The following is a 21,299-nucleotide window of genomic DNA, read 5'->3' on the forward strand; positions in this document are numbered from 1 at the left end:
GCATACGAGATCTTGGCGGCAACGTAGTTCAGGCCCCACGAAAAGGTCAGCCCGACCATGATGGCGGCGGCCGCCAGATCGACCGCGTCACGGCGGTCGAGCGTATCTGTGGCGACGCCCACCGCCGCTAGTCCTCCGCGCTCGCGTCGTCGAAACCGAGCAGGTTCCAGCTCTGGCGCATATGCGGCGGCATCGGTGCGGTGACGTCGACAAAGCCCTTGTCGGGATGCGGGATGACGATGCGGCGCGCGTGCAGATGCAGCCGGTTCTGCATGCCGCCTGGAAAATCCCAATTGGTGTCGGCCTCGAAATATTTGGGGTCGCCGATGATCGGGCAACCGATATGGGCGGCATGGACGCGAAGCTGGTGGGTGCGCCCGGTATAGGGTTCCATTTCCAGCCAGGACAGGGTCTGCGCCGCCTGCTCGACGATGCGGTAATAGGACACGGCGTGATCGGCGCCCTTTTCGCCATGCTTGGCGATGCGCACACGATCGCCGTCGGGCGTCGGTTCCTTGATCAGCCAGGTCGAGATCTTGTCCTCGCGCTTCGGCGGCACGCCCTTGACCAGCGCCCAGTAAGTTTTCTTCGTCTCACGCGCCCGGAACGCTTCGGCGAGCTTCATGGCGGCGAGCCTTGTACGGGCGACAACCAGCACACCCGACGTGTCGCGGTCGAGCCGGTGCACCAGACGCGGCTTCTCGCCCTTCTGGTTGCGCCAGGCTTCCAGCATGTCGTCGACATTGCGGGTGACGCCAGAGCCGCCCTGGACCGCCAGGCCGGCCGGCTTGTTGAAGACGAAGACCTTCGGGTCCTCATGGATCAGCATCTTTGCCAAAACGTCGGCGTCGCCCTGGTTGCGGATCGAATGACCGGTGAGCGGGCTTTCACCTTTCTTGTCGACTTCGAGCGGCGGCACTCGCACCGTCTGGCCGGCTTCGACGCGGGTATCGGCCTTCACCCTGCCGCCGTCGACGCGGATCTGGCCGGAACGCAGCAGCTTCTGCAGATGACCGAAACCGAGACCGGGGAAATGGCTCTTGAACCAGCGGTCGAGCCGCATGCCCGCCTCGCCGGCGTCCACTGTGATCTGTTCAACGCCTGCCATGATTCCAATCGCCGTTTTGCAGGCATGCAACGGCATTCGCCGGTACCCGCAATCTCACTCGGTTATTCGTTGTCGGTTCCATATTGCAGAACCTGAACTTTCTCCAGCGTAATCAAACCACTTGTCATGATTGTTTCAAGCACGGGCAGGAAAGCGGCCAATTTTTCCTCGTCATCGACGATCTCGATGACGAGTGGCAGATCCTCCGATAGGCGGAGGATCTTCGTGGTGTGAAGCCGGCTGGAATGGCCGAACCCCATCGCGCCGCGCAGGACGGTCGCGCCGGCGATCTGCATTTCGCGGGCCCTCAGCACGATAACCTCATACAGCGGACGGCCATCTGCCTTGTCGTTTTCGCCGATAAATATGCGCAGCAATTGTGCCTGTGTTGGTATCTTCATTGCCTGGACCCTCTCAGCCGGTTGAGCCGAACTGCAAAGATGTGGCCAAGCCAGACGGCGGCAAGCCAGGCCACCACGGAGATCGCGATATTGAGTCCCGCCGCCACAAGCCTCCCGCCTTGCGCGAGGGTGAGTGTTTCAAGGCTGAAAGCGGAGAAGGTCGTCAGGCCGCCGCAGAAGCCGGCCATGAAGAATTGACGTTGCAGCGGACCGGCGAAGACGCGACCATCCGGTCCCGTCAATGTCGCGTAGAAGCCGATGAGGAACGAGCCAACAATGTTGACGAGGAGCGTGCCGAAGGGAAATCCAGCGCCCCACAGGGCAGTGCTCGTCGATGAGGCAAGCGCCCGCAACACACCGCCGATCATGCTGCCTGCGGCTACGGTCGCATAGAGCCGAACCGTTTCGTTGGTTCTGCGACGGCCAATGAGGCGCGCCGCATGCCCTGCCGCGGCAGTGTCCGTCCCGTCGTGGCGGAGCTTCCGCGGGCCGCTCACGGCGCCCCGCCGCCAATCAGAAGACTTCCCGCAGCAAAGCCCAGCGTCACGCCGCCGAGGCTCAGAAAAACCGAAAGCAGCACATTTCCGCCGGCGCGCCGCCATTCGCCCTCGCGCGCCAGCGCCAGCGTCTGCAGGCTGAAGGAAGAAACCGTGGTGTAGCAGCCGAGGCCGCCGGTAACGGTAAAGACCCAGATGGCGGGCATGCCGTCGCGCGCCACCGCATGCGCAACGACACCGATTGCAAACGCTCCCGAGACGTTGACGGCCATAGTGCCCCAGGGAAAGGTCTCGCCGACCCGGCGGGCGACGAAGCCGGACAGGAAGAAGCGGGCCATTGCACCGATCGCGCCACCAAGGCAGACAAGCAACAGATGATACATCGTGCTCCCTCGCGCCGGTCACACCACGGTGTCAGGCGGCTCCGGCCTTCTTCGGCTTGCTGGAGCCGATCATCTTCCAGTTCTTGTAGAACATGGCATTGATGCGCTCGACGCTGACCGAAACGATGGCGAGAAGAGCGGCGATCAGGCCGGGGAATGGCGATGGCCGGATGATGTCCATGAACACGCAGTAGCGGCGCCCATCATATTCGTTGACCGAGCGGTGCAGCAGCGTGTCGTCGAAAATATAGAGCGGATTGTCGTGCCAGTAGTTCCTGGCGTTGTTGCACTCGACGAAAACCTCGGCCTTCACCGGGAGAAGATTGTAGAGAATGCGCAGGCTGAGCCGCAGCGGTCCGAAATGCCAGGAGGTCGATTCCTTGCCCCTGAACACCGACACGGCGATGGTCTTGATATATTTGAAATCCTTGTTGAATTCGGCGACGTTGTCGATCTTGTGCTTGCCGTACCACTGGTAGACATACATGCCGCGCCGGCCGCTGCCGAAATTGGCGTCGATATCGGCGATGATCTCGTCCTTGCGCGCCTTGAAGACGTCCAGAACCTCGTTGACCTCACGCTGATAGTCCGGAGGAAACTGGTCCAGTTTCCAGACACCGCGGTTTCTGTAGCACAGAAGATCGACCAGCAGATTGAAGGGCGAAAGCAGCCAGGTGAAGATGCCGTTGCCGAGGAAATAACCACTGAACAGCGCCCAGTTCTTGTTGTCATTGCGCAACACGTCGACCAGGCCGAGGATAATGAAAATTGTCGTCAGGATGGGAATGAAATAGAAGCCGAGCGCCAGCAGCGGGATCGCTATGGCGAACTTCCGAAGGGTCTTGCGAGATTTTTTTGTCATTTTTCCACGCGCCAGGCGCGATTCCGTTCTGAATATCGTCGGTACGTTTCTGGCCTGTCCGCCAGCCGAAGGCGCATCTTGATAGGGTTTTTTATCCCGCCAGACAACGGCGATCACACCACTGTGCGGTCGGCAGCTACTTTTCCCGCTCGCTGCGCAGCTTCGCCCAATAATCCAGCCGCTTCCTGATATCGCGCTCGAAGCCGCGCTCTGGCGGGTCGTAGAATGTCTGCCTTCCCATCTTCTCCGGAAAATAGTCCTGGCCGGAAAAAGCGTCGGGCTCGTCGTGGTCGTAGCGATAGCCGGCGCCGTAATCTTCCTGTTTCATCAGCTTGGTCGGCGCATTGAGAATGTGCTTGGGCGGCAGCAGCGAACCGAATTCCTTCGCCGCCTGTGTGGCGGCCTTGAACGCGGTATAAACTGCATTGGATTTCGGCGCGGTGGCGAGATAGACGGTCGCCTCGGCGAAGGCCAGTTCGCCCTCGGGCGAGCCCAGATAGTCATAGGCGTCCTTGGCGGCGTTAGCGACGACGAGCGCCTGCGGGTCGGCCAGCCCAATATCCTCCATCGCCATGCGCACCAACCGGCGCCCGAGATAAAGTGGATCTTCGCCGGCGTCGAACATGCGGGCGAGATAGTAGAGTGCCGCGTCGGGGTCGGAGCCGCGCACCGATTTGTGCAAGGCGGAGATCAAATTGTAGTGGCCGTCCTGTCCCTTGTCGTAGATCGGCGCGCGGCGCTGGACGATGCGCTGCAGGGCTTCGGCGCCGAACACCTCCTTTGATTTCGCTGCGCGCCAGACTTCTTCGGCGAGCGTCAATGCCGCGCGGCCGTCGCCGTCGCTCATGCGGATGAGCATCGCCCGCGCGTCTTCATCGAGCGGCAGCGCCCTGCCCTCTGCCTCCTCGGCCCGCGCCAGCAGCTTGGCGATACTGTCCTCGCCGAGTGAGTGAAAGACCAGCACACGCGCGCGCGACAACAGCGCGGCGTTAAGCTCGAAGGACGGATTCTCCGTGGTGGCGCCGACCAGCACGACGGTGCCGTCTTCCATCACGGGCAGAAAACTGTCCTGCTGGGCGCGGTTGAAGCGATGGATCTCGTCGACGAACAGCAGTGTCTGGCGGCCGTTGGAGCGGCGCAGCTTCGCTGCCTCGAACACTTTCTTCAGGTCGGCAACGCCGGAAAACACCGCCGAGATCTGTTCGAAGGCGAGGCTTGTCTCGCCGGCAAGCAGCCGTGCGACCGTGGTCTTGCCGGTGCCGGGCGGGCCCCAGAAGATCATCGAGCCGAGCGAGCCGGAGCCGATCAGCCGCGTCAGCGCGCCGTCGGGTCCGGTCAGATGCTCCTGGCCGACGACCTCGCCGAGGTTCTTCGGGCGCAGACGGTCCGCCAGCGGCCTGCCGGGCGGCGTCTTCGGTTCATCGACACTGAACAGATCGGCCATGCAACTTCTTCTGCCTGGAGCCCGATCATGCTGACGTTCGGGCTCAGTAACGCAACACCTGGCGCAGTATCTGCCCGCCGCGCTCGACGGTAAAGCGCCACCAGCGCGTATCCTGCTGGGCTACCTGTTCCAAGGTCGCCGCCTTGTCGATCGTCAGGCCATTGACCTCACGCACGATGTCGCCTGGCTGGAAGCCAAAATCGGCAGCAGGCGAATCGCGGTTGATGTCGACCACGGTGACGCCTTTGACATCGGTGCGCAGACCGAGCCGTTGGGCAAGCCGTGGCGACAGTTCAGCAACCTTGGCACCGGAAAACGGGCTGCGGCCGCGCAAAGTGAGTTCCGCAGCTTTGGCGCCCTCAGGCGGCCGTTCCAGCGCGATGTCCATCGTCGCCTGCTGACCCTTGCTCAGAACGCCGAAGCTGGCATTCGTACCAATCGAGAGCGTCGCCATCCGGTAGTCCAGCGCCCCGACGCTCTCGACCGGCTTGCCGTTGAGCGACAGCACCACGTCGCCCGGCTTGAGCCCTGCCTTGGCGGCGGGTCCCGCCTCTTCGACCGAAGAAACCAGCGCACCGGTCGGTTTGTCGATGCCAAGCGATTCGGCAATCTGCGGCGTCACCGCCTCGAACTCGGCACCGGCATACGGCCGCTCGAAGAAGTCGAGCCCGGCCTTAGCCGCGTCGGCGAAGGCGCGAACCATGTTCGAAGGGATGGCAAAGCCGATGCCGATCGAGCCGCCGCTACGGCTATAGATCGCCGTGTTGATGCCGATCAGCTGCCCTCCCATGTTGACCAGCGCGCCACCGGAATTGCCGGGGTTGATGGCGGCGTCGGTCTGGATGAAGAAGCTGGAATCGGAGACGCCGATATGGCTGCGCGCCACCGCCGAAATGATGCCGCTGGTGGTGGTCTGGCCGACACCGAACGGATTGCCGATCGCCAGCACCAGATCGCCGACCTCGAGCGCGTCGGAATCGCCGATGGCGATCACCGGGAACGGCTTGTCAGAAGAAATCTTGAGCACGGCGAGGTCGAGCGTCTCATCCTTGAGCAGCACCTTGCTGTCGAATTCGCGCCCGTCGGCGGTCGCGACCTTGACCTGGTCAGCGTCCTTGACGACGTGGAAATTGGTGACCACGACACCGGTCGGATCGACCAGCACCCCCGAACCGAGCGAAGACTGCGCGCGCGGCTGCGAGCGGCCGAAGAACTCCTCGAAGAACGGATCGCCGTCGAAGGGCGACGTCACCTTGGCGGTCTGCGAAGCGTAGACATTGACCACGGCCGGCGCCGTCTGCTTGACCAGCGGCGCGAAGGACAGTTGCACCTCCTCGCGGCCGAACGGCACGCGCTTGTCGGGGCCTGAAGTGGCGTTTTCGCCTTCGACGCCATGCAGCAGATCGGTTAGCACGTCGGACAGACCGGGATCTGGCTTGGCCTCCTCCGCCAGCGCGTGCCTGGCCGCCGGCACGACGGCCAACGCCATCAAGGCGCAGATCAGAACAATGGACAGCCGTTTAACGCGCATTCCGAATCCTCCAAGTCGGGCGCCATTGTCCTGACGATTGTGCAAAATGAAAGGCTAAGCCGCTGAAATCGGATTATTTTGGGTAGTCGCCGCAAAAACCGGTGACAAAACCCCTACCAGCCCTGCCCGGTACCTTCGGAAACAGAAAAAGGGGCCCGGAGGCCCCTTTTGAACTTCTCAGAAAAACCAAGCCTTATGCGGCTGCGGCTTCCTCTTCGGTGCCTTCGGCCTCGATGCGGGCGCGATCGCCGGCGCCCTTGGCCGAGGTGTCGCGGTCGACGAACTCGATGACCGCCATTGCCGCGTTATCACCGTGGCGGAAGCCGGCCTTCATGATGCGCAGATAGCCGCCGTTGCGGGTGGCATAACGTGGCGCGATGGTATCGAACAGGCGCTTGACGACGCCTTCATTGCCGATCTGGGCAATAACCTGGCGGCGGGCGTGCAGGTCGCCGCGCTTGCCGAGCGTCACCAGCTTCTCGACGATCGGACGCAAATCCTTCGCCTTCGGCAGCGTGGTGAGGATCTGCTCGTGCTCGATAAGCGACACGGCAAGGTTGGCAAACATCGACTTGCGATGGCTTATGCTGCGGGCGAACCGGCGGCCCTTAAATCCGTGGCGCATGGCTCTTCTCCTTCATTGCGGTTTCAAGAGGCCTGAGCCCCAGTTGGTTAGCCGCATGATCTTGTCCGAAAAGTCTGCAACTTTTTGCTGCGCTGACCTTCGGTTCGGGATCATGCTCAATATTGGTCTTCGTAACGCTTGGCGAGGTCTTCGATGTTTTCCGGCGGCCAGTCCGGCACTTCCATGCCGAGATGCAGGCCCATCGCCGCCAGGACTTCCTTGATCTCGTTCAGCGACTTGCGGCCGAAGTTCGGGGTGCGCAGCATCTCGGCTTCGGTCTTCTGGATCAGGTCGCCGATATAGACGATGTTGTCGTTCTTCAGGCAGTTGGCCGAACGCACCGAAAGCTCGAGCTCGTCGACCTTCTTGAGCAGCGCCGGGTTGAAGGCAAGCTCGGTAACCTGTTCGGCGGCGACTTCCTTCTGCGGCTCGTCGAAATTGACGAACAGGCCGAGCTGGTCCTGCAGGATGCGAGCGGCGAAGGCCACCGCGTCCTCGCCCGAAATCGAACCGTCGGTCTCGATGGTCATGGTCAGCTTGTCATAGTCGAGAACCTGGCCCTCGCGGGTGTTCTCGACCTTGTAGGAGACCTTCTTGACCGGCGAATACAGGCTGTCGACGGGGATCAGCCCGATCGGCGCGTCCTCGGCGCGGTTACGGTCGGCCGGGACATAGCCCTTGCCGGTATCGACGGTGAATTCCATGCGGATTTCAGCGCCCTCGTCCAGCGTGCAGATGACGTGGTCGGGATTGAGGATCTCGACGTCGCCGACCGTCTGGATGTCGCCGGCGAGAACCGCGCCCGGTCCCTGCTTGCGGACGACCATGCGCTTGGGGCCGTCGCCTTCCATGCGGATGGCGATTTCCTTGATGTTCAAAACGATGTCGGTCACGTCCTCGCGGACGCCGGCGATGGACGAGAATTCATGCAGAACGCCGTCGATCTGCACGGCGGTTACAGCCGCGCCACGCAGCGAAGACAGAAGCACGCGGCGCAGCGCGTTGCCGAGGGTGAGGCCGAAGCCGCGCTCGAGCGGCTCGGCGACCAGCGTGGTCAGCGTCTTCTTCTTCGACGAGAACTCGATCTTGTTCGGCTTGATCAGTTCTTGCCAATTTTTCTGGATCATAGTGCTTTCCTTCCGTTGTCCCGCCACCATCCAATCGTGGCGGGCGACCTGGAATGCCGTGGAGGAGCGCCCTTGAGGCGCTCGCGCGGCGTTCGGTAAATTCTTTAGACGCGGCGCTTCTTGCGCGGGCGGCAGCCATTGTGCGGGATCGGCGTCACATCACGGATCGAGGTGATGGTGAAGCCGGCAGCCTGCAGCGCGCGCAGCGCCGATTCACGACCGGAGCCGGGTCCACAGACCTCGACCTCGAGCATGCGCATGCCGTGTTCCTGGGCCTTCTTGGCAACATCTTCTGCGGCCATCTGGGCAGCGAACGGGGTCGACTTGCGCGATCCCTTGAAGCCCTGGGCTCCGGCCGACGACCAGGCAATCGAGTTACCCTGCGCGTCGGTGATGGTGATCATCGTGTTGTTGAAGGTCGAATTGACGTGGGCAACGCCCGACGAGATGTTCTTGCGTTCGCGACGGCGAACACGAGCGGCTTCCTTGGCCATGATGGTCCTTTCAGTTGATCTCTACACCGCCGTAATGCCAGCGGCTCCACCAGGGAGAAGGCAGTAGGGGAATATGGCAGTAGGGCAGTATGTCTGCCGTTCCTATTGCCTTACTGCCCTACTCCCTTACTGCCCTAAATTACTTCTTCTTTCCGGCAATCGACTTAGCCGGGCCCTTGCGGGTGCGCGCATTGGTATGCGTGCGCTGACCACGAACCGGCAGCGAGCGGCGGTGACGCAGGCCGCGGTAGCAGCCGAGGTCCATGAGTCGCTTGATGTTCATCGACACTTCGCGGCGCAGATCGCCCTCGACCTGGTAGTCGCGGTCGATGGTCTCGCGGATCTGCAGCACTTCCGCGTCGGTCAGCTGGTTGACGCGGCGCTCGGCCGGGATGCCGACCTTGTCGACGATCTCCTGGGCGAACTTCTTGCCAATGCCGTGAATGTATTGAAGCGCGATGACGACGCGCTTGTTGGTCGGAATATTGACGCCGGCTATACGAGCCATGTTCTTCTCTTCTCCATATAGGCCGGACGAGCCGGCGCTTCAAGTTGCCCCGCGTCCGGTGGAGGCCGGCCCTTGCGGGAGTTTCCAGTTCAAAGCGGCCTGCCTTGCCCTTGCGGACAAGCAAGCCTCATGCCTGATAGGAAGACGGGCCGCCATACCCCAGCGGACCGCTCCAGTCAAGCGCAATCATTCGATTCTCTAGCCGGCCGCCTGGCCGACTGTCCGGGTCGTCGCCCTGAGCACCGCCTCGATCTGCTGCGTCACCGCATCGATGTCGGCCATGCCATCGACGCCCCTGAGTTTGCCCTTGGCGTAGTAGTAGCCGATCAGCGGCGAGGTTTTCTTGTAATATTCCCTCAAGCGTTCCTCGAACACCGCTGGGCTGTCGTCCTTGCGCACCGGCAGGCCTGCGGCCTTGGCGTCTTCGGCGCGCTTGACGATTCGGCCAACCAGCGCCTTGTCATCGACGACAAATTCGATGACAGCGTCTAGCTCCAGTCCGCGATCCGACAGCATTTCCTCAACGGCGTCCGCTTGCACCAGAGTTCGGGGATACCCGTCAAGGATGAAGCCGTTTGCGCAATCAGCTTGATCGATGCGCTCGGCCACGATGGCGTTGACGATAGCGTCGGACACCAGTTCGCCAGCGTCCATCACCGCCTTGGCGCGCTTGCCGACTTCGGTGCCAGCCTGGACAGCAGCACGCAGCATGTCCCCCGTGGAAAGCTGTGGGATGCCGTGTCGTTCTACCAGTCTTAGTGCTTGTGTCCCCTTGCCCGCCCCCGGCGGTCCAAGCAATATCAACCTCATCTGGCCTTTTTCCCCCCGCGCAGCTTCGACTTCTTGATCAGGCCCTCATACTGGTGCGCGATCAGGTGACCCTGAATCTGCGCCACCGTATCGAGCGTTACACTGACCACGATCAGGAGCGAAGTGCCACCAAGGTAGAACGGTACGCCAGTCGCTGAAATCAGGAACTCGGGCAGCAGGCACACCAGCACCAGATAAATGGCGCCGACGACGGTGATGCGGGTGAGCACATAGTCAATATAGTCCGCAGTGCGCTCGCCCGGACGATAGCCCGGGATGAAGCCCGAATGCTTCTTGAGCTGGTCGGCGGTGTCCTTCGGATTGAAGACGATCGCCGTATAGAAGAAGGCGAAGAACACGATCATCGCCGCGTAGAAGGCCATATAGAGCGGCTGGCCGTGGCCGAGCGCCGCCAGGATGGTGCTGGCCCATGCAGGCATATTGGTGGTCTGCGAGAAGCCGGCAACCGTTGCCGGAAGCAGCAGCAGCGACGAGGCGAAGATCGGCGGAATGACGCCGGAGGTGTTAAGCTTCAGCGGCAGATGCGAGGTATCGCCCTGGAACATGCGATTGCCGACCTGGCGCTTGGGATACTGGATCAGCAGGCGGCGCTGGGCGCGCTCGAAGAAGACGATCAGCGCGATGACGATGATGGCCAGCACGATGATCGCCAGGATCAGGCCGGTCGACAAGGCGCCGGTGCGGCCAAGCTCCAGCGTGCCGGAGATGGCGCGCGGCAGGCCGGCGACGATGCCGGAGAAGATGATCAGCGAAATGCCGTTGCCGATGCCGCGAGCAGTGATCTGCTCGCCAAGCCACATCAGGAACATGGTGCCGCCGACCAGCGTGACGACGGTAGAGATGCGGAAGAACATGCCGGGATCGTTGACGATGCCGTTGCCGCCCTCAAGCCCGACCGAAATGCCGTACGCCTGAACCAGCGCCAGAAGCACGGTGCCGTAGCGCGTGTACTGGTTGATGATCTTGCGGCCCTGCTCGCCTTCCTTCTTCAGCGCTTCCAGCGACGGAATGACCGAGGTCATCAGCTGCATGATGATGGAGGCCGAGATATAGGGCATGATGCCGAGGGCAAAGATCGCCATGCGCTGCACGGCGCCGCCGGCGAACATGTTGAACATGCCGAGCACGCCCTTGCTCTGCGACGAGAAGGCCTGGGCGAAAGCGTCGGGATTGATGCCGGGCAGCGGGATATAGGTGCCAAGGCGGTAGACGAGCAGCGCGCCGATGGTGAACCAGATGCGCTTCTTCAGATCCTCGGCTTTGGCGAAGGCCGAAAAATTCAGATTCGAGGCTAGTTGTTCAGCAGCCGAAGCCATGCCTGATTCTCCGCTTGGTCACGCTCGATGCCCGCAGCTCAGGCGGCGCGTGTCACCGAAGCTCACGAGATAAGCTCCGGACTGCAAACATGCAAGCGGCCGCGTTGATGCGGCCGCCACATCTGTCAGATCAAAGCACGACCGCAGGCAAAACCGAATTCCACCTTTGCCGGCCGTGCTTCAAATTGCCGTTACTCGGCGGCTGCCTTCTCAGGCAGCTTCACCGAGCCGCCGGCCTTTTCGATCTTCTCGATCGCGGCCTTGGAGGCTCCGGCCACTTCGAAGGCAAGCTTGGCCTTGATGTCGCCGTCTGAAAGGATGCGCACGCCGTCCTTGACGCGACGGATGACACCTGCCGCAACCAGCGCCTCGGCTGTTACAACTGTCTTAGCGTCGAGCTTCTTGGCATCGAGCGCCGCCTGGATGCGGGCCAGCGACACGACGGTGAAGCTCTTGGCGAAGATATTGTTGAAGCCGCGCTTCGGCAGGCGGCGGTAGAGCGGCATCTGGCCACCCTCGAAGCCGTTGACGGCGACGCCGGAGCGCGCCTTCTGGCCCTTGACGCCGCGACCGGCGGTCTTGCCCGAACCGGAACCGATGCCACGGCCGAGACGCTTCTTGGAGTGCGTCGCGCCGTCCTTGTCACGCAGATCATTGAGTTTCATCTGGGTTCTCCTGCGCTCTGGCTCAGCCCTCGTCCACGACGCGGACGAGATGCTGGACGGCAGCGATCATGCCGCGCACCGAGGGCGTATCCTCCAGCGTGCGCTGCTTGTGCATCTTGTTGAGGCCGAGGCCGACCAGCGTTGCGCGCTGCTCCTTCGGCCGGCGGATCGGCGAACCGATCTGCTCGACGGTGATGGTCTTGGTTGCTTTCTTGGCCATGGTCAGATCCCTGGTCAGCGTCGACTATTCTTCAGCCGCAACGGCGGTGCCGCGGCGGGCCTGAAGGGTCGAATACTTGATGCCGCGCGCGGCAGCCACATCCTTCGGATGCATCTGGCTCTTCAGCGCGTCGAAAGTGGCGCGAACCATGTTGTAGGGGTTCGAAGAACCCATCGACTTGGCGACCACGTCATGCATGCCGAGCGTCTCGAAAACGGCGCGCATCGGGCCGCCGGCGATGATGCCGGTACCTTGCTTGGCGGCGCGCAGCAGAACGCGTCCCGCGCCCCAGCGTCCCTCGACGTCGTGGTGCAGCGTGCGGCCTGAGCGCAGCGGCACGAAGATCATGTCGCGCTTGGCCGATTCGGTCGCCTTGCGGATCGCCTCCGGCACTTCGCGCGCCTTGCCGTGGCCGAAGCCGACGCGGCCCTTCTGGTCGCCGACGACGACAAGTGCCGCAAAGCCGAAGCGCCGGCCGCCCTTGACGACTTTGGCGACACGGTTGATGTGGACGAGCTTGTCGACCATGCCGTCGTCGCGCTCTTCGCGATCACGGCCGCGGCCGCCATCCCTACGTTCCTGTGCCATATCCTGTTCCTTGTTTTTTTCCGGAAGCACGGTTGATGATGATATCCGGCACCTCTGCGGGTCGCCGGGGGCGAACACTCTTTTTTCCTTCGCATGATCTTATCCGAAAAGTCTGCAACTTTTTGCTGCGCTGACCTTCGGTTCGGGATCATGCTCTAGAAGCTCAGACCACCTTCACGGGCAGCCTCGGCCAGCGCCTTGACGCGGCCGTGGTAGATATAGGCGCCGCGGTCGAAGACGACTTCCTTGACGCCGGCCTTCGAGGCGCGTTCGGCGATCAGCTTTCCGATGGCAGCTGCAGCCGCGGTGTCGGCGCCGGTCTTGAGCGAGCCCTTGAGCTCCTTCTCGAGCGTCGAAGCAGCCGCGATGGTGTGGCCCTTGGCGTCGTCGATCACCTGGACATAGATGTTCTTCGACGTGCGATGGACCGACAAGCGCGGACGATCGCCGGCAACCTTCTTGATCTGGCGGCGGACGCGCTGGGCGCGGCGTTGGGTGGATTCTTTCGAGCCCATGATATCAGTTCCTTGCCTTCAAAAACGGGGGCAACCATATGCGGTAGGACGAGCCTCCCGCGACCGCTCCCCGCGGCGTTAAAATTACTTCTTCTTGCCTTCCTTGCGGACGATCTTCTCGCCAGCATAGCGAACGCCCTTGCCCTTGTAGGGCTCGGGGCTACGATACTCGCGGATCTCGGCGGCGACCTGGCCGACCTGCTGCTTGTCGATGCCGGTCACCGTGATTTCCGTCGGCTTCGGCACCGAGATCGTCACGCCCTGCGGCGTCTCGTAGACGACGTCATGGCTGAAGCCGAGCGCCAGCTGCAGGTTCTTGCCTTGCATGGCGGCACGATAGCCGACGCCGGTGATCTCGAGCTTCTTTTCGAAGCCGGCCTTGACGCCCTGCAGGATGTTGACGATCTGCGTGCGTGACATGCCCCACTTGGAACGGGCAGTCTTGGTCTGGTCGCGCGGCTGGACAGCGATCTCGCTGCCTTCCATCTTGACCAGCACTTCGTCGTTCACCACGAACTTCAGCTCGCCCTTCGGACCCTTCGCCGTCACGGTCTGGCCGTTGACGGTCGCGGTCACGCCCTGCGGCAGCGAAACGGGTTTCTTTCCAATACGAGACATTTTGTTGTCCTCGTCACTTCTCTTGTTTCAGGTCTCGGCTTTCGGGACTAGATCCCGAAAGCCTGTTTCCAACCGGGTCACATACCAGATCAGAAGATCTGGCAGAGGATTTCCCCGCCGACATTCTGTTCACGCGCTTCGTGGTCGGCCATCACGCCCTTCGGCGTCGAAAGGATGGCGATGCCGAGGCCGTTGGCGACGTGCGGTATCGATTTGGCCGAAACGTAGACGCGGCGGCCGGGCTTCGAGACCCGAGCGATTTCGCGCACCACCGGCGCACCATCGAAATACTTCAGCTCGATCTCGATTTCGGACTTGCCGTTGTCGAAGTCGGTCTGGCTGTAGTCGCGGATATAGCCTTCCGCCTTCAGCACGTCGAGGACGCGGGTACGCAGGCGCGAGGCCGGCGTCGAAACGCTCGACTTCTTGCGGCCATACGCGTTGCGGATGCGGGTCAGCATATCGCCGAGAGGATCGCTCAATGACATGTTATGTCCTCCTTACCAGCTCGACTTGACCAGGCCCGGGATCTGGCCGTTATTGCCGAGATCACGAAGCGCGATACGCGATACTTTGAGCTTGCGATAATAGGCACGCGGACGTCCGGTGACTTCGCAGCGGTTGCGGATGCGGGTCTTGGCCGAGTTGCGCGGCAGCGCCGAAAGCTTCAGCTGGGCGCGGAAGCGCTCTTCCATCGGCTTGGACTGATCCATGATGATCGCCTTGAGCACCTTGCGCTTGGCAGCGAACTGGTCCGCAAGCTTGCGGCGCCTGTTGTTCTTCTCGACTGAGCTGGTCTTTGCCATTTCAGATTTTCCTTTTCTCGCTGCCGTTACTGGCGGAAGGGGAAGTTGAAGGCCTTGAGCAATGCCCTGGCTTCGTCGTCCGTCTTCGCAGTCGTACAAACGATGACGTCCATGCCCCAGATCTGATCAACCTTGTCGTAGTTGATCTCCGGAAACACGATGTGTTCCTTGATGCCCATGGCATAGTTGCCACGGCCATCGAAGCTCTTCGGATTAAGTCCGCGAAAGTCGCGGACGCGCGGCAGTGCGATGTTCACGAGGCGGTCGAGGAACTCGTACATGCGTTCCTTGCGTAGCGTGACCTTGGCGCCGATCGGCATCTTCTCGCGGACCTTGAAGCCGGCGATCGAGTTGCGAGCGCGGGTGACAACGGCCTTCTGGCCGGCGATCATCGCAAGGTCTTCCGCCGCGATCGAAGGCTTCTTCGAATCGCCAGTCGCCTCGCCGACGCCCATGTTCAGCACGATCTTGTCGATGCGCGGAACCTGCATCTCGTTCTCGTAGCCGAACTGCTCCTGCAGCGCCTTGCGGATGGTCTCGTTGTAGACCTGCTTGAGGCGCGGCGTGTTCTGGGCAGTTGCCTGCTTGGTTTGAGCCTTAGCCATTGATGACTTCTCCCGAGCGCTTGGCGACGCGCACCTTCTTGCCGTCCTTCTGGAAGATGAAGCCGACGCGGGTCGGCTTGCCATCCTTGGGGTCGGCCAGCGCGATGTTCGACAGCTGGATCGGCGCTTCCTTGGTGATGATCCCGCCCTCTTGGGACTGGGACTGCTTCTGGTGACGACGGATCAGGTTGACGCCGCGCACCAGCGCGGTGTCATCCTTCGGCTGTACCGAAAGGACTTCGCCCGAACGGCCTTTGTCCTTGCCGGCCAGCACGACGACCTTGTCGCCTTTTCTAATCTTTTGCATTGGTCCGGCTCCTTACAGCACTTCAGGCGCGAGCGAGATGATCTTCATGTGGTTCTTGGCGCGGAGTTCGCGCGGAACCGGTCCGAAGATACGCGTGCCGATCGGCTCTTTCTTGTTGTCGACGAGAACGGCTGCGTTCTTGTCGAAACGGATCACGCTGCCGTCCGGGCGGCGGATGTCCTTGGCCGTGCGAACCACGACCGCCTTCATCACATCGCCCTTCTTGACGCGGCCGCGCGGGATGGCTTCCTTGATCGACACCACGATGATGTCGCCCACGGAAGCGTATTTCCGCTTCGAGCCGCCCAGCACCTTGATGCACATGACACGACGAGCGCCGGAATTATCCGCGACGTCGAGGTTTGTTTGCATCTGAATCATGACTGGCCGCCTTCTTCTTTTCTAACGGGACGGGTCTCTCACCCCTCCCCGGTCTGTCCAAAATTCGTTTCGTTGGCCCTGATCAGGCCTGGTCCGAAGACACCACGACCCAGCGCTTGTCCTTGGAAATCGGCTTCGATTCCTGGATGAACACCTGATCGCCGACCTTGTGGGCGTTGTTCTCGTCGTGCGCCTTGTACTTCTTGGTCATGCGCACGGTCTTCTTCATCACGGGATGCGTGAAGCGCCGTTCGACCTTGACGACAACCGTCTTCTCGTTCTTGTCGCTGACGACGGTGCCCTGCAGAATGCGCTTTGGCATGGTTTTCGTCCTTAAGCCTTCTTGGCCGCGGACTTTTCCGCAGCGATGGTCTTGATACGCGCAATGTCCTTGCGGACCTGCCTCACGCGGGCGGTCTTCTCAAGCTGGCCGGTGGCCTTCTGGAAGCGCAGGTTGAACTGCTCCTTCTTCAGGCTGGCCAGGTCGTCGGTCAGCTGGTCCTGGGTCTTGGTCCGGATGTCTTCGGCTTTCATGATCAGCCCGTCCTTATTCTGCGATGCGCTGTACGAAGCGCGTCCTGACCGAGAGCTTGGCCGCGCCGAGACGCAGCGCCTCACGGGCGGTTTCCTCGTTGACGCCGTCGATCTCGAACATGATGCGGCCCGGCTTGACGCGTGCCGCCCAGTAGTCGACCGCGCCCTTGCCCTTACCCATACGGACTTCGGTCGGCTTCGACGTCACCGGCACGTCCGGGAAGATACGGATCCACACGCGGCCGGCACGCTTCATCTCGCGGGTGATCGCGCGGCGAGCCGCCTCGATCTCACGCGCGGTGACGCGGTTCGGCTCAAGCGCCTTCAGCCCGAAACCACCGAAATCCAGGTTGGTGCCGCCCTTGGCGGTACCGTGGATGCGGCCCTTGAACTGCTTGCGGAACTTTGTGCGCTTTGGCTGCAGCATCGTTCTAACTCCAAATTCCTAAATGTCTTACGCGTTTTCGCGACGGCGACCGCGTTCGCGCTCACCACCACCGCCATGCGCATGATCGCCCTCGGTGGCGCGGCGCTCCGAAGCCATCGGGTCGTGCTCGAGGATCTCGCCCTTGAACACCCAGACCTTGACGCCGCAGATGCCGTAGGCCGTATTCGCCTCGGCCGTGCCGTAGTCGACGTCGGCACGCAGCGTATGCAGCGGCACGCGGCCTTCACGATACCATTCCATGCGCGCGATCTCGGCGCCGCCGAGACGGCCGGCGCAGTTGATGCGGATGCCTTCGGCACCGAGGCGCATCGCCGACTGCACGGCACGCTTCATGGCGCGGCGGAACGCGATGCGGCGCTCGAGCTGCTGGGCGATCGACTGGGCGACCAAGGTCGCGTCGATCTCCGGCTTGCGCACTTCGACGATGTTCAGATGCGTCTCGGACTTGGTCATCTCCATCAGCTTCTTGCGAAGCTTCTCGATGTCGGCGCCCTTCTTGCCGATGATCAGGCCCGGACGCGCCGCATGGATGGTGACGCGGCACTTCTTGTGCGGACGCTCGATCACGACCTTCGAGATCGCAGCCTGCTTGAGTTCCTTCTCAAGATATTTGCGGATCTTGATGTCCTCGTGCAGCAGTTTGCCGTACTCGCCGGTGTTCGCGAACCAGCGCGAATCCCAGGTGCGGTTGATGCCGAGACGCAGACCGATCGGATTGACTTTCTGGCCCATTATGCGGCCTCCCCTTTTTCTTCGACTTCACGAACGACGATCGTGAGGTGCGAGAACGGCTTCTCGATACGGCTGGCGCGACCACGGCCACGGGCATGGAACCGCTTCATGACGATCGACTTGCCGACATAGGCTTCCGCCACGATCAGCGCATCGACGTCGAGGTCGTGGTTGTTTTCCGCGTTGGCGATCGCCGATTCCAGCGTCTTCTTGACCGTGCCGGAAATCCGCTTGGCCGAGAATTCGAGGTCGGAAAGCGCTGTCGCGACCTTCTTGCCGCGGATCAACGCGGCAACCAGGTTCAGCTTCTGCGGGCTGATACGGATCGTGCGCAACACGGCGCGCGCTTCGTTGTCAGCAAGCCTGCGCGGAGCTTTGGCCTTGCCCATGATTATTTCCTCTTCGCCTTCTTATCCGCGCCGTGACCGTAATAGGTCCGGGTCGGAGCGAATTCACCGAACTTGTGACCGACCATGTCCTCGTTCACCGAGACGGGAACGTGCTTCTGGCCGTTGTAGACACCGAAGGTGAAGCCGACGAACTGCGGCAGGATGGTGGAGCGACGGCTCCACATCTTGATCACCTCATTGCGACCACCTTCACGAACCTTGTCCACCTTCTTCAGAAGGTAGCCGTCGATGAAGGGGCCTTTCCAAATCGAACGAGTCACTTGGCGTTACCTCTTCTTAGCTCTTGCGCTGATGGCGCGAGCGCAGGATGAACTTGTCGGTCGCCTTGTTGGACCGCGTCTTCTTGCCCTTGGTCGGCTTGCCCCAGGGCGAAACCGGATGGCGGCCACCCGAGGTGCGGCCTTCGCCGCCGCCATGTGGATGGTCGACCGGGTTCATGGTCACGCCGCGATTGTGCGGACGTTTGCCGCGCCACACGGTGCGGCCTGCCTTGCCGTCATTGATGTTGCCGTGGTCCGGGTTAGACACGGCGCCGACAGTGGCCATGCAGGAGCCGTGGACGACACGCTGCTCGCCCGAATTGAGGCGCAGGATCGCCATGCCCTGGTCGCGGCCGACGAGCTGGCCATAACCGCCGGCCGAACGGGCGACCTGAGCGCCCTTGCCGGGCTTCAGCTCGATATTGTGGACGATCGTGCCGACCGGCATCGAAGCCAGCGGCATCGCGTTGCCCGGCTTCACGTCGACCGATTCACCGGCCACGATCTTGTCGCCGGGAGCCAGACGCTGCGGGGCGATGATGTAGGACAGCTCGCCATCGTCATACTTGATCAGCGCGATGAAGGCGGTGCGGTTCGGATCGTACTCGATACGCTCGACCGTGCCGACGACGTCGAACTTGCGGCGCTTGAAGTCGATGATACGGTAGGTGCGCTTGTGACCGCCGCCGATGAAGCGGGCCGTGATGCGGCCGTAATTGTTGCGGCCGCCCGACTTGGTCAGGCCTTCGGTCAGGCCCTTGACGGGCTTGCCCTTGTAGAGGCCCGAGCGGTCGACGATGACCAGCTGACGGGTGCTCGGCGTTACCGGGTTGAATTTTTTCAGTGCCATTGTTCTGTCCTCGCGACCTTGCTCAGAGACCCGTCGCGACGTCGATCGACTGGCCTTCGGCCAGCGTCACAACCGCCTTCTTGACGTCGCTCTGGCGGCCGATCGTGCCGCGGAAGCGCTTGATCTTGCCCTTGCGGACAAGCGTGTTCACGGCCATCACCTTGACGCCGAACAGCGCTTCGACGGCGGCCTTGATTTCCGGCTTCGACGCCTTCTTGGCGACATTGAAGACGACCTGGTTCTGCTCGGAAGCCATGGTCGACTTTTCGGTGATCGCCGGCGAGACGATCACGTCGTAATGACGAAGGTCGGTCATTTGAAGCGCTCCTCGAGAGCCTCGACGGCGGCCTTGGAAAGGACCAGCGTGCCGCGGCGCAGAATGTCGTAGACGTTGATGCCCTGGATGGGCAGCACGTCGATGTTCGGGATGTTGGTCGCCGCCAGCTTGAAATTCTTGTCAAGCTCGGCGCCGCCGATCACCAGGGCGTTGCTCAGGCCCAGCGTCGCGAAATTCGCGATCAGCGCCTTGGTCTTGGCCTCGGTCAGCTTCAGCTCGTCGATGATGATGATCGACGCGCTCTTGGCCTTGGCCGAAAGCGCATGCTTGAGGCCGAGTGCACGCACCTTCTTCGGCAGATCGTGCTCGTGGCTGCGAACGACCGGGCCATGGGCCTTGCCGCCGCCGCGGAACTGCGGAGCGCGAGCCGAATGGTGACGGGCGCGGCCGGTACCCTTCTGCTTGTACATCTTGGCGCCGGTGCGGGCGATTTCCGCGCGACCCTTGGCCTTGTGGGTGCCCTGCTGCTTCTTGGCAAGCTGCCAGCGCACGACGCGCTGCAGGATGTCCTCGCGCGGATCGAGGCCGAAAATCTCTTCGGAGAGCTTCAGCTTGCCGGCGTCCTTGCCGCCAAGCGTTGTAATCTTGAGGTCCATTATTCCGCTCCCTCTGTGGCCGGCGCCTCGTTCGTGGCGGCACCGTCAGTCGCAACGGCGCGGATCGCGGCGGGCTTCGGCGCATTGGCCGGAAGCGCCACCTTGGCCGCGTCGCGGACCAGGATCCATGCACCCTTCGAACCCGGGACCGCACCGCGGATCAGGATCAGGCCGCGATCGGCGTCGGTCGAGACGACCTCGACATTCTGCGTGGTGACGCGGGTGTCGCCCATGTGGCCGGCCATATGCTTGCCCTTGAACACCTTGCCCGGATCCTGGCGCTGGCCGGTCGAGCCGTGTGTACGGTGCGACACCGAGTTGCCGTGCGTCGCGCGGCCGCCACCCATGTGGTGCCGCTTGATGACGCCCTGGAAACCCTTGCCGATCGTGGTTCCCGTCACATCGACCTTCTGGCCGACGACGAAGTGCTCGACGGTGATCTCGGCGCCAACATCGATCATGTTGTCGGCGGAGACGCGGAACTCGGCAACCTTGGCCTTGGGCTCGACGGAAGCGGTCGCGAAATGGCCGCGCATCGCCTTCGACGTGTTCTTCACCTTGGCAAGGCCAACGCCGAGCTGGACGGCGGTATAGCCGTTCTTCTCCTGCGTGCGCTGCGCCACGACCTGGCAGTTCTCCATCTGGAGAACAGTGACGGGAACATGTTCCCCGGCATCGTTGTAGATGCGGGTCATTCCCACCTTCTTTGCAATCACACCTGAACGCATCGGTTCAATTCCTTTAGAGTTCCCTGTCGGGGCTGTCGCCCCTCCACGCCTCTTGTTCCTTCAGAGTTGCGGGTCGCCCCGCTGACCTCTGGTTCCTTAGAGCTTGATCTCGACGTCGACACCGGCGGCCAGGTCGAGCTTCATCAAAGCATCGACCGTCTGCGGGGTCGGGTCGACGATGTCGAGCAGACGCTTGTGCGTGCGCATCTCGAACTGCTCGCGGCTCTTCTTGTCGACGTGAGGCGACCGGTTGACCGTGAACTTTTCGATCCGCGTCGGCAGCGGAATGGGGCCGCGGACGTTGGCGCCGGTGCGCTTGGCGGTCGACACGATTTCCCGTGTCGAGGCGTCGAGCACCCGGTGATCAAACGCCTTCAGGCGGATGCGGATATTCTGTCCGTTCATGCGTCACTTCCTTGTTCTGGCGCGGCGCGGGCAGCGCCCGCGACAGATCGGTTTAAGTCCAAATTACTCTTTGATGGTGACGACGATGCCGGCACCGACGGTGCGGCCGCCTTCACGGATGGCGAAGCGCAGCTTCTCTTCCATGGCGATCGGCACGATCAGCTCGA

Annotated in this window: 35 protein-coding genes and 1 pseudogene; all 36 read right to left on the reverse strand. The window is 62.2% G+C overall.

Features of this window, described 5'->3' with window-relative positions; translation table 11 throughout:
- Positions 1-122: pseudogene (locus NKI29_RS31790) on the reverse strand (EamA/RhaT family transporter); the annotation flags it as partial.
- A 5-nt stretch (positions 123-127) separates the two neighbouring features.
- Positions 128-1,108 (reverse strand): RluA family pseudouridine synthase, encoded by a 981-nt coding sequence (locus NKI29_RS31795; protein WP_352458558.1) that lies wholly within the window; start codon positions 1,106-1,108, stop codon positions 128-130.
- Between the two features lie 62 nt (positions 1,109-1,170).
- The gene (locus tag NKI29_RS31800) at positions 1,171-1,509 is read right to left on the reverse strand and encodes a DUF190 domain-containing protein (protein ID WP_254817158.1); all 339 of its coding nucleotides are present in this window, start codon (positions 1,507-1,509) and stop codon (positions 1,171-1,173) included.
- Entirely contained in the window at positions 1,506-1,877 is a 372-nt protein-coding gene (gene crcB / locus NKI29_RS31805) for a fluoride efflux transporter CrcB (RefSeq protein ID WP_245274632.1), read from the reverse strand. Before crcB (NKI29_RS31805) ends, NKI29_RS31800 begins: the two co-directional genes overlap by 4 nt.
- A 125-nt stretch (positions 1,878-2,002) precedes the next feature.
- Positions 2,003-2,389, reverse strand: coding sequence for a fluoride efflux transporter CrcB (crcB, locus tag NKI29_RS31810; RefSeq protein ID WP_352572491.1), 387 nt, complete (start codon positions 2,387-2,389; stop codon positions 2,003-2,005).
- Between the two features lie 31 nt (positions 2,390-2,420).
- Positions 2,421-3,251, reverse strand: a complete 831-nt coding sequence (locus tag NKI29_RS31815) for an aspartyl/asparaginyl beta-hydroxylase domain-containing protein (RefSeq protein ID WP_352757466.1) — start codon at positions 3,249-3,251, stop codon at positions 2,421-2,423.
- A 136-nt stretch (positions 3,252-3,387) separates the two neighbouring features.
- Complete coding sequence (locus NKI29_RS31820; RefSeq protein WP_352572489.1) at positions 3,388-4,695, reverse strand: replication-associated recombination protein A; 1,308 nt, start codon at positions 4,693-4,695, stop codon at positions 3,388-3,390.
- Positions 4,696-4,738: 43 nt separating this feature from the next.
- Positions 4,739-6,226 carry a DegQ family serine endoprotease gene (locus NKI29_RS31825; protein ID WP_352572488.1) on the reverse strand — a complete coding sequence of 496 codons (1,488 nt, stop codon included), beginning with the start codon at positions 6,224-6,226 and terminating at the stop codon, positions 4,739-4,741.
- 193 nt (positions 6,227-6,419) lie between these two features.
- Positions 6,420-6,851 carry a 50S ribosomal protein L17 gene (gene rplQ, locus NKI29_RS31830; protein ID WP_023675127.1) on the reverse strand — a complete coding sequence of 144 codons (432 nt, stop codon included), beginning with the start codon at positions 6,849-6,851 and terminating at the stop codon, positions 6,420-6,422.
- A 116-nt stretch (positions 6,852-6,967) separates the two neighbouring features.
- Positions 6,968-7,978 (reverse strand): DNA-directed RNA polymerase subunit alpha, encoded by a 1,011-nt coding sequence (locus NKI29_RS31835; RefSeq protein ID WP_023675128.1) that lies wholly within the window; start codon positions 7,976-7,978, stop codon positions 6,968-6,970.
- Between the two features lie 104 nt (positions 7,979-8,082).
- Positions 8,083-8,472 carry a 30S ribosomal protein S11 gene (gene rpsK / locus NKI29_RS31840; protein WP_006205444.1) on the reverse strand — a complete coding sequence of 130 codons (390 nt, stop codon included), beginning with the start codon at positions 8,470-8,472 and terminating at the stop codon, positions 8,083-8,085.
- 139 nt (positions 8,473-8,611) lie between these two features.
- Positions 8,612-8,980, reverse strand: coding sequence for a 30S ribosomal protein S13 (gene rpsM / locus NKI29_RS31845; RefSeq protein ID WP_006205445.1), 369 nt, complete (start codon positions 8,978-8,980; stop codon positions 8,612-8,614).
- A gap of 198 nt (positions 8,981-9,178) precedes the next feature.
- On the reverse strand, positions 9,179-9,790 hold the full coding sequence (locus tag NKI29_RS31850) for an adenylate kinase (protein ID WP_352572486.1): 612 nt from the start codon (positions 9,788-9,790) through the stop codon (positions 9,179-9,181).
- Positions 9,787-11,127 carry a preprotein translocase subunit SecY gene (secY, locus tag NKI29_RS31855; RefSeq protein WP_023675130.1) on the reverse strand — a complete coding sequence of 447 codons (1,341 nt, stop codon included), beginning with the start codon at positions 11,125-11,127 and terminating at the stop codon, positions 9,787-9,789. The genes NKI29_RS31850 and secY overlap by 4 nt, the downstream gene beginning before the upstream one ends.
- 191 nt (positions 11,128-11,318) lie before the next feature.
- Positions 11,319-11,792 carry a 50S ribosomal protein L15 gene (rplO, locus tag NKI29_RS31860; protein WP_352572484.1) on the reverse strand — a complete coding sequence of 158 codons (474 nt, stop codon included), beginning with the start codon at positions 11,790-11,792 and terminating at the stop codon, positions 11,319-11,321.
- Between the two features lie 22 nt (positions 11,793-11,814).
- The gene (rpmD, locus tag NKI29_RS31865; protein ID WP_006205449.1) at positions 11,815-12,012 is read right to left on the reverse strand and encodes a 50S ribosomal protein L30; all 198 of its coding nucleotides are present in this window, start codon (positions 12,010-12,012) and stop codon (positions 11,815-11,817) included.
- Between the two features lie 24 nt (positions 12,013-12,036).
- Positions 12,037-12,600: a 30S ribosomal protein S5 gene (rpsE, locus tag NKI29_RS31870; protein WP_006333394.1), complete on the reverse strand. Its 564-nt coding sequence runs from the start codon at positions 12,598-12,600 to the stop codon at positions 12,037-12,039.
- Between the two features lie 155 nt (positions 12,601-12,755).
- On the reverse strand, positions 12,756-13,115 hold the full coding sequence (gene rplR / locus NKI29_RS31875; RefSeq protein ID WP_023675132.1) for a 50S ribosomal protein L18: 360 nt from the start codon (positions 13,113-13,115) through the stop codon (positions 12,756-12,758).
- A gap of 84 nt (positions 13,116-13,199) precedes the next feature.
- Positions 13,200-13,733 carry a 50S ribosomal protein L6 gene (gene rplF / locus NKI29_RS31880; protein WP_352572482.1) on the reverse strand — a complete coding sequence of 178 codons (534 nt, stop codon included), beginning with the start codon at positions 13,731-13,733 and terminating at the stop codon, positions 13,200-13,202.
- A gap of 89 nt (positions 13,734-13,822) precedes the next feature.
- Positions 13,823-14,221 carry a 30S ribosomal protein S8 gene (gene rpsH, locus NKI29_RS31885; protein WP_006205453.1) on the reverse strand — a complete coding sequence of 133 codons (399 nt, stop codon included), beginning with the start codon at positions 14,219-14,221 and terminating at the stop codon, positions 13,823-13,825.
- A gap of 12 nt (positions 14,222-14,233) precedes the next feature.
- Positions 14,234-14,539 carry a 30S ribosomal protein S14 gene (rpsN, locus tag NKI29_RS31890; protein WP_023675134.1) on the reverse strand — a complete coding sequence of 102 codons (306 nt, stop codon included), beginning with the start codon at positions 14,537-14,539 and terminating at the stop codon, positions 14,234-14,236.
- 26 nt (positions 14,540-14,565) lie between these two features.
- Complete coding sequence (gene rplE, locus NKI29_RS31895; RefSeq protein ID WP_008875670.1) at positions 14,566-15,144, reverse strand: 50S ribosomal protein L5; 579 nt, start codon at positions 15,142-15,144, stop codon at positions 14,566-14,568.
- Positions 15,137-15,451 (reverse strand): 50S ribosomal protein L24, encoded by a 315-nt coding sequence (gene rplX / locus NKI29_RS31900; protein WP_254817150.1) that lies wholly within the window; start codon positions 15,449-15,451, stop codon positions 15,137-15,139. The genes rplE and rplX overlap by 8 nt, the downstream gene beginning before the upstream one ends.
- 12 nt (positions 15,452-15,463) lie before the next feature.
- Entirely contained in the window at positions 15,464-15,832 is a 369-nt protein-coding gene (gene rplN, locus NKI29_RS31905; RefSeq protein ID WP_006205457.1) for a 50S ribosomal protein L14, read from the reverse strand.
- An 82-nt stretch (positions 15,833-15,914) separates the two neighbouring features.
- A complete protein-coding gene (rpsQ, locus tag NKI29_RS31910; protein ID WP_023675136.1) occupies positions 15,915-16,154 on the reverse strand; it encodes a 30S ribosomal protein S17 in 240 nt (79 codons plus the stop codon).
- An 11-nt stretch (positions 16,155-16,165) separates the two neighbouring features.
- The gene (rpmC, locus tag NKI29_RS31915; protein ID WP_006205459.1) at positions 16,166-16,366 is read right to left on the reverse strand and encodes a 50S ribosomal protein L29; all 201 of its coding nucleotides are present in this window, start codon (positions 16,364-16,366) and stop codon (positions 16,166-16,168) included.
- 13 nt (positions 16,367-16,379) lie between these two features.
- Positions 16,380-16,793: a 50S ribosomal protein L16 gene (gene rplP, locus NKI29_RS31920; RefSeq protein ID WP_006205460.1), complete on the reverse strand. Its 414-nt coding sequence runs from the start codon at positions 16,791-16,793 to the stop codon at positions 16,380-16,382.
- Positions 16,794-16,820: 27 nt separating this feature from the next.
- Positions 16,821-17,546, reverse strand: a complete 726-nt coding sequence (rpsC, locus tag NKI29_RS31925; protein ID WP_023675137.1) for a 30S ribosomal protein S3 — start codon at positions 17,544-17,546, stop codon at positions 16,821-16,823.
- A complete protein-coding gene (rplV, locus tag NKI29_RS31930) occupies positions 17,546-17,935 on the reverse strand; it encodes a 50S ribosomal protein L22 (protein ID WP_006205462.1) in 390 nt (129 codons plus the stop codon). The genes rpsC and rplV overlap by 1 nt, the downstream gene beginning before the upstream one ends.
- A 2-nt stretch (positions 17,936-17,937) precedes the next feature.
- Positions 17,938-18,216, reverse strand: coding sequence for a 30S ribosomal protein S19 (rpsS, locus tag NKI29_RS31935; RefSeq protein WP_006205463.1), 279 nt, complete (start codon positions 18,214-18,216; stop codon positions 17,938-17,940).
- Between the two features lie 16 nt (positions 18,217-18,232).
- Entirely contained in the window at positions 18,233-19,066 is an 834-nt protein-coding gene (rplB, locus tag NKI29_RS31940) for a 50S ribosomal protein L2 (protein ID WP_023675138.1), read from the reverse strand.
- A gap of 22 nt (positions 19,067-19,088) precedes the next feature.
- Positions 19,089-19,382: a 50S ribosomal protein L23 gene (locus tag NKI29_RS31945; RefSeq protein WP_023675139.1), complete on the reverse strand. Its 294-nt coding sequence runs from the start codon at positions 19,380-19,382 to the stop codon at positions 19,089-19,091.
- Positions 19,379-19,999: a 50S ribosomal protein L4 gene (gene rplD / locus NKI29_RS31950; RefSeq protein WP_023675140.1), complete on the reverse strand. Its 621-nt coding sequence runs from the start codon at positions 19,997-19,999 to the stop codon at positions 19,379-19,381. Before rplD ends, NKI29_RS31945 begins: the two co-directional genes overlap by 4 nt.
- Complete coding sequence (gene rplC, locus NKI29_RS31955) at positions 19,999-20,727, reverse strand: 50S ribosomal protein L3 (protein ID WP_023675141.1); 729 nt, start codon at positions 20,725-20,727, stop codon at positions 19,999-20,001. Before rplC ends, rplD begins: the two co-directional genes overlap by 1 nt.
- 96 nt (positions 20,728-20,823) lie before the next feature.
- Positions 20,824-21,132, reverse strand: a complete 309-nt coding sequence (gene rpsJ / locus NKI29_RS31960) for a 30S ribosomal protein S10 (protein WP_006205468.1) — start codon at positions 21,130-21,132, stop codon at positions 20,824-20,826.
- A 63-nt stretch (positions 21,133-21,195) separates the two neighbouring features.
- The coding region (locus NKI29_RS31965) for an EF-Tu C-terminal domain-related protein (protein WP_152536282.1) at positions 21,196-21,299 on the reverse strand (104 nt) is incomplete at its 5' end.

The organism is Mesorhizobium sp. M0678 (genome assembly GCF_040320505.1).
Classification (GTDB): Bacteria; Pseudomonadota; Alphaproteobacteria; order Rhizobiales; family Rhizobiaceae; genus Mesorhizobium.